This window comes from Streptomyces sp. NPDC048659, assembly GCF_040650575.1.
In the GTDB taxonomy this organism is placed as follows: domain Bacteria; phylum Actinomycetota; class Actinomycetes; order Streptomycetales; family Streptomycetaceae; genus Streptomyces.
The window spans coordinates 21166-27472 of the sequence record NZ_JBEZHM010000079.1; the positions used below are offsets into that span (position 1 = coordinate 21166).

Annotated in this window: 6 protein-coding genes; all 6 read left to right on the top strand. The window is 75.5% G+C overall.

Annotated features, from left to right (window positions below; translation table 11 throughout):
• Nucleotides 1–45: 45 nt before the first annotated feature.
• The 6 genes from AB0C99_RS35755 (at nt 46) to murQ (ending at nt 6217) form a co-directional block, all read left to right on the top strand.
• Nucleotides 46–441 (top strand): nuclear transport factor 2 family protein, encoded by a 396-nt coding sequence (locus AB0C99_RS35755; protein WP_362484053.1) that lies wholly within the window; start codon nt 46–48, stop codon nt 439–441.
• 55 nt (nt 442–496) lie between these two features.
• Nucleotides 497–1789, top strand: coding sequence for a glutaminase A (glsA, locus tag AB0C99_RS35760; RefSeq protein ID WP_362484040.1), 1293 nt, complete (start codon nt 497–499; stop codon nt 1787–1789).
• Nucleotides 1790–1931: 142 nt separating this feature from the next.
• On the top strand, nt 1932–3368 hold the full coding sequence (locus tag AB0C99_RS35765; protein ID WP_362484042.1) for an amidase: 1437 nt from the start codon (nt 1932–1934) through the stop codon (nt 3366–3368).
• A gap of 88 nt (nt 3369–3456) precedes the next feature.
• The gene (locus AB0C99_RS35770) at nt 3457–3999 is read left to right on the top strand and encodes a GNAT family N-acetyltransferase (RefSeq protein WP_362484044.1); all 543 of its coding nucleotides are present in this window, start codon (nt 3457–3459) and stop codon (nt 3997–3999) included.
• A gap of 202 nt (nt 4000–4201) precedes the next feature.
• Nucleotides 4202–5161: a MurR/RpiR family transcriptional regulator gene (locus AB0C99_RS35775; RefSeq protein WP_362484046.1), complete on the top strand. Its 960-nt coding sequence runs from the start codon at nt 4202–4204 to the stop codon at nt 5159–5161.
• Between the two features lie 93 nt (nt 5162–5254).
• The gene (gene murQ / locus AB0C99_RS35780; protein WP_362484047.1) at nt 5255–6217 is read left to right on the top strand and encodes an N-acetylmuramic acid 6-phosphate etherase; all 963 of its coding nucleotides are present in this window, start codon (nt 5255–5257) and stop codon (nt 6215–6217) included.
• Nucleotides 6218–6307: the final 90 nt, after the last annotated feature.

Genomic DNA, 6307 nt, shown 5'->3' on the forward strand with positions numbered 1-6307 from the left:
CCGGCGTACCTAATCAACTCGTTTAGTATCGAGGGGTACGTGTCCATGCACCCGTTCCGCGCGGCCGTCGAGGCCCGTGACATCGCCGCCATCGAGGCGCTGCTCGCCGACGACGTCGTCTTCACCAGCCCCGTCGCCTTCACCCCGTACCCCGGCAAGGCGATCACCGCCGCCATCCTGCGCGGGGTGCTGCGCGTCTTCGAGGACTTCGCCTACGTGCGCGAGATCGGCGAGCCGGGCGCGCGCGACCACGCCCTCGTCTTCACCGCCACCGTCGGCGGGCGGACCGTCCAGGGCTGCGACTTCCTCCACCTCGACGAGAACGGCCTCATCGACGACCTCACCGTCATGGTCCGCCCGCTGTCCGCCGCGCACGCGCTCGCCGAGGCCATGGGGGAGCAGTTCGAGCGGATCTCCAAGGAGGCCGCGGAGCTTTCCTGACCTCCGGGGAAGGGCTTACGTCGCCAGCATTCCCGCGCGACGGAGGTCCGGTGCCATGGATCCGGTGACAGACGCCCTCGAAGAGATCCACCACAGGCTCGGCGCGCTGCGCGAGGGGCGGGTCGCCGACTACATCCCGCAGCTCGCCCACGCCGACCCGGACGCCTTCGGCATCGCCCTGGTCAGCATGGGCGGCAACACCTACCGGGCCGGGCCGGCCGACACCCCCTTCACCATCCAGTCGGTCTCCAAGCCCTTCGTCTACGCCCTCGCGCTCGGCGACCTCGGCCCGGCCGAGCTGCTGCGCCACGTCGGCGTCGAACCCAGCGGCAACGCCTTCAACGCCATCAGCCTGGAGCCCGGCACCGGCCGCCCGGCCAACCCGATGATCAACGCCGGCGCCCTCGCCACCACCGCCCTGGTGCGCGCCGACGGACCCGCCGAGCGCTTCGCCCGCGTCCTCGGCTGCCTGTCGGCCTTCGCCGGCCGCCCGCTCGACGTCGACGAGGAGGTCTACGCCAGCGAGGCCGCCACCGGCGACCGCAACCGCGCCCTCGCCTATCTGATGCGCTCGGCCGGCTCGCTGCGCGCCGACCCGGTCGAGACCGCCGACACGTACTTCCGCCAGTGCGCGGTCCGGGTCACCGCCGCCGACCTCGCCGTCATGGCCGCGACCCTCGCCAACGGCGGGCTCAACCCCGTCACCGGCGTCCGGGTCGTCGCCGAACCGGACGCGGTCCGCACCCTCGCCGTCATGGCCACCTGCGGCATGTACGACGGCGCCGGGCAGTGGCTGCTCGACGTCGGGCTGCCCGCCAAGAGCGGCGTCTCCGGCGGCCTGATCGCCGCCAGCCCCGGCCGCTTCGGCGTCGCCGTCCACAGCCCCCCGCTCGACGCCTCCGGCAACCCGGTCCGCGCGGTGGCCGCCCTCGGCGAGATGGCCCGGCGCTTCGGGCTCCACATCATGCACAACTCGGGGCTGCACGCCGCGACCGTGACCGGCGCCGAGCGGGTCGAGCGCGCGGGCCGCAGCATCGCGGTCGTCACCGCCCAGGGCGGCCTGGAGTTCACCGAGACCGAGGCGCTCCTCTACGCGCTGCGCGACCTCACCCCGCCCGAGCCCGGCCGCCTCGTCCTCGACCTGACCGGCGTCTCCCGCGCGCTCCCCGGCGCGGCCACCGCCCTGGCCGCCGTCCTCGCCGACCTCGTCGCCCGCGGCCACCGGGTCGCCGTCGCCGAGACCCTGCGGCTGGAACGGGCGGCGGCCCAGGGGCACGCGCCGACCTGGGCGGTGTTCGGCACCCGGGAGGCCGCCCTGACCTGGGCGGCGGGCGAGGACGGGGCCTGAGCCGGGCCTCGGCCCGAGCAGCGTGGCTTACGACAACAGCATTGACGTTCCCCCGGCACGGCGGATTTCATGGCGCCCATCCGGAGCGCGCACACGTCAACTCGCCGTGCCCATCGGGCCGTACGTCACGAGGAACCGCCACATGACCGACACCACCGAGCTCGCCTACCTGCCCGCCACCGAGGCGCTGCGCCGCTTCCGGGACCGCACCCTGTCGCCCGTCGAGCTGATGGGCGCCCTCATCGCCCGCGCCGAGGCCGTCGAGCCCACCGTCAACGCCCTGGCCGAGCGCACCTTCGACGCGGCGATGGCCGCCGCCCGCGAGGCCGAGGCCCGGTACGCGGGCAAGGGCGAGCCGCCGCGCCCCCTGGAGGGCCTGGCCGTCGCCGCCAAGGAGGAGCAGCCGATCGCCGGCCGCCTGGCCACCGACGGCTCCCTCGCCTTCAAGGACGAGGTCGCGGACGAGACCCACCCGGTCGTCGAGCGGGTGCTGGCCGCCGGCGGCATCGTGCACGCCCGCACCACCACCCCGGAGTTCAGCAGCGCCGCCTTCACCCAGTCGCGGCTGTGGGGCGTCACCCGCAACCCCTGGAACCCGGCCTACTCGCCCGGCGGCTCCTCCGGCGGCGCGGGCGCGGCCCTCGCGGCGGGCGAGACCACCCTCGCGACCGGCTCCGACATCGGCGGCTCCATCCGCATCCCCGCCTCCTCCACCGGCACCGTCGGCTTCAAGCCCCCGTACGGGCGGGTGCCGGCCATGGCCCCCTTCAACCTCGACACGTACTGCCACGACGGCCCGATGGCCCGCACCGTCGCCGACTGCGCCCTCCTCCAGAACGTCATCGCGGGCCCGCACCCGCTCGACGCGGTCTCGCTGCGGCCCAAGCTGCTGCTCCCGGAGACCTACGCGGGCGCCGCGGGCGCCACCGGGCTGCGGGTCGCGCTCTCCGTCGGGCTCGGCGACTGGCCGGTGGACCCCGAGGTCGAGGCCCACACCCGGGCGGTCGCCGAGGCGCTGCGCGCGGCGGGGGCGGTGGTGGAGGAGGTCGAGGTGCCGGTCACGCGGGCCCAGGTGCGCAAGGCGGCGATGATCCACTTCGGTTCGGTCTTCGGCCCCTACGTGGCCTCGGTCGCCGCCGAGCACGCCGGGCTGCTCACCCCGTACGCGCTGGCCTTCGCGGAGGACACCGCGCGGTACGTGGCCGAGCCCGGCGCGTTCCTGGAGGGGCTGGTCGTCGAGGGCGAGATCCAGGCGGTGCTCGGCTCGCTCCTCGACCGGTACGACGTGCTGCTCTGCCCGACCCTCGCGATCCCCGCCTTCGCCGCCGACGACGACTACACGGCGACGAAGGTCGTCGTCGACGGCGTCACCCTCGACCACTACATGGACGCGGCCCTCACCACGGTGTTCAACATCGCCAGCCGCTGCCCGGTCCTCAGCGTGCCCTCGGGCCTCGCCTCGACGGGGGTGCCGACCGGGGTGCAGATCGTGGGCCGCACGTACGACGACGAGACGGTCTTCCGCGCCGCCGCCGCGATCGAGGCGGTCCGGCCGTGGGGCGGGATACCGGCGCTCTGACGGACGGTCGGGGCGGGGGCTGGGCGGGTCCGGGGCGGTGCGGCGGGCTCCGGGGCCGGTCCGGACCGCCCCGATAGGCTCCGTGGCCATGACCGCGACCGGATCCACTCCCGCGGCGGCCGACTGGCCGCCCACCGCCCCGATACGCACCGCCCGCCTGGTGCTCCGCCCGTCCGAGGCCCGCGACCGGCCGGGCTTCGTCGAGCTGTTCTCCTCGCCGGAGGTCGGCGCCCGCATCGGCGGCGCCCGGCCCCGCGCGGAGGTCGAGGCGGCGATGCCCGAGGTGCCCGCGCGGCGCCCCGGCGCCCTCGTGGCCGAGCTCGACGGGGAGATGATCGGCCTGGTCACCCTCGAAGCGCGCGACCCCACCCGGCCGGACCAGGTCCGCCCGGAGGCGGGCGGCAGCGAGCTCGGCTACCTGTTCCTGCCGGGCGCCTGGGGCCGGGGCTACGCCGCCGAGGCGTGCGCGGCGGCCCTGGACCGCTTCGCCGCCGCCCGCCCCGGCGAGCGGGTGGTGCTGTGCACCCGCGTGGACAACGCCCCCGCCCTGCGCCTCGCGCAGAAGCTGGGCTTCACGGAGCTGGAGCGCTTCGAGGCGTACGGGGCCGAGCAGTGGTTCGGCGTGCGCTGACGGACCCCGGCGGGACGCGCCTCAGCCGCGCGGCGCGGCGGTGAGCAGGGCGTCGACGGCCGCGCCGCGGGACCTGTGACCCCCCGCGGCACGGGACCTGCGGCCCGGTGGCCGCCCGTTCGGCCCAGGTCGGGCCCTTCAGCGGCCCCCAGGGGCCCAAAGGCCCGGCCGGACGCCTTCGCGCGGTGGTTAGTTTCGCCTCATGAGCACGAACACGGTGGAAACTACCGCCCACACCGGCGACACCCCCCACGCGCTGCCGGCCAAGGTCCGCACCCTGCTGCCCGGCCTGGCCCAGGCGCAGCGGCAGGTCGCCGAGGCCGTCGTCGCCGACCCGGCCGGATGCGCGCGGATGACCGTGACCGAGCTCGCCGACCACACGGCGACCAGCGAGACGACCGTGGTCCGCACCGCCCGCCTCCTCGGCTACACCGGCTATCGCGACCTGCGCACCGCGCTCGTCGAACTCGCCGCCAGGGAACGCTCCGACGAGCAGGACCCGGACCGGACCGTCGGCGGCGTCGGCCTCGACGACCCGCTCGACCAGGTCGTCGCCAAGCTCGCAGGGGAGGAGCGCCAGGTCCTCGCCGACACCGCCGTACAGCTCGACATCGCCGTCCTCGACGCGGTGATCACCGCGCTCACCGGCGCCCGCCGCATCGACGTGTACGGGGTCGGGACCTCCGGCATCGTCGGCGAGGACCTGGCGGCGAAGCTCATGCGGATCGGGCTGGTCGCCCACGCCTACGGCGACCCGCACCGCGCCATCGCCAGCGCCGTCCAGCTCACCCCCGCCGACGTGGCCCTCGCGATCTCCCACTCCGGCACCACCGCCGACGTCGTCGACCCGCTGCGCCGCGCCGCGGCCAACGGCGCCACGACCATCGCGATCACCGGCACGCCCCGCTCGCCCGTCGCCCAGCACTCCGGCCTCGTCCTCACCACCGCCGCCGCCCAGGGCAGCGACCTGAGGTCGGCGTCGATGAGCAGCCGCACGGGCCAACTGCTCATCGTGGACTGCCTCTTCACCGGAGCCGCCCAGCGCACCTACCACACCACCGCGCGGCGCGGACTCGCCGCCTCCTACCGGGCGGTGAGCCAACGGCACGGCGCCACCGCCACCGCCACACCCCCCGATCCCCGCCCCCGTCCCCACTCCTGACCCGCCACCCCCACCGACCGGCGTCCTGCCCCGCCCGGCCCCCGCACCCGCCCCACACAGAAGCCGACACCGAGAAGCGGAAGGCAGCACGCCATGACCCTCACCACCGACCCGAAGCCCGCCGCCGCCCCGTACGGGGAGCTCCGCGCCCGCCTCGACACGCTGTCCACGGAGGCGTACCGCCCCGAACTCGCCGAGATCGACCGGCTGTCCACCCTCGACATCATCCGCGCGATGAACACCGAGGACGCGCTGGTCCCGGCCGCCCTCGGCGCCGTGGCCCCGCAGCTCGCGCGGGCCGTCGACGCCGTCGTCGAGCGGATGCGCCGCGGCGGCAGGCTCATCCACGTCGGCGCCGGGACCGCCGGCCGCATGGGCGTCCTCGACTCCGCCGAGTGCCCCCCGACCTTCAACACCGAGCCCGGCCAGGTCGTCGGCGTCATCGCGGGCGGACTCGACGCCATGCTCGGCGCGGTGGAGGGCGCCGAGGACGACCCGGCCGGCGCGGTGGCCGCGCTGCGCGAGCTCGGCCTGACAGCCGACGACGTCGTGGTCGGCATCTCCGCCTCGGGCCGCACCCCCTTCGCGCTCGGCGCGGTCCGCCACGCCCGCGAGCTCGGCGCCCTCACCATCGGCCTCGCGTGCAACGAGGGATCGGAGCTCGGCGAGGCCGCCGACATCCCGCTCGAAGTCGTCGTCGGACCGGAGTTCCTCACCGGATCGACCCGCCTGAAGGCGGGCACCGCCCAGAAGCTCACCCTGAACACCCTCTCGACCGTGGTGATGATCCGGCTCGGCAAGACCTACGGGAACCTGATGGTCGACGTCCGCGCCTCCAACGAGAAGCTCAGGGCCCGCTCCCGGCGCATCGTGGCCCTCGCGACGGGCGCGGATCCCGACACGATCGAGGAGGCCCTGACCGGGACCGGCGGCGAGGTGAAGAACGCCATCCTCGTCATCCTCGGCTCGGTCGACGCCCCCACCGCGGCCCGCCTCCTCGCCGCCCACGACGGCCACCTCCGCGAGGCCCTGCGCGCGGCACCGGCCGCCCCCTAGGGCCTGTCTGACAATTCCCGTCGGGTCCGGCCCGCCCGGCACGCGCGCTCGCCGCACGGCCGAAACGCCCAAGTAGCTCCGCTACGAGGG

What these genes read in the sequence shown, in the direction of transcription:
- AB0C99_RS35755 (WP_362484053.1), top strand. Translation starts at nt 46, where the DNA reads ATGCACCCGTTCCGCGCGGCCGTCGAGGCCCGTGACATCGCCGCCATC.
- glsA (WP_362484040.1), top strand. Translation starts at nt 497, where the DNA reads ATGGATCCGGTGACAGACGCCCTCGAAGAGATCCACCACAGGCTCGGC.
- AB0C99_RS35765 (WP_362484042.1), top strand. Translation starts at nt 1,932, where the DNA reads ATGACCGACACCACCGAGCTCGCCTACCTGCCCGCCACCGAGGCGCTG.
- AB0C99_RS35770 (WP_362484044.1), top strand. Translation starts at nt 3,457, where the DNA reads ATGACCGCGACCGGATCCACTCCCGCGGCGGCCGACTGGCCGCCCACC.
- AB0C99_RS35775 (WP_362484046.1), top strand. Translation starts at nt 4,202, where the DNA reads ATGAGCACGAACACGGTGGAAACTACCGCCCACACCGGCGACACCCCC.
- murQ (WP_362484047.1), top strand. Translation starts at nt 5,255, where the DNA reads ATGACCCTCACCACCGACCCGAAGCCCGCCGCCGCCCCGTACGGGGAG.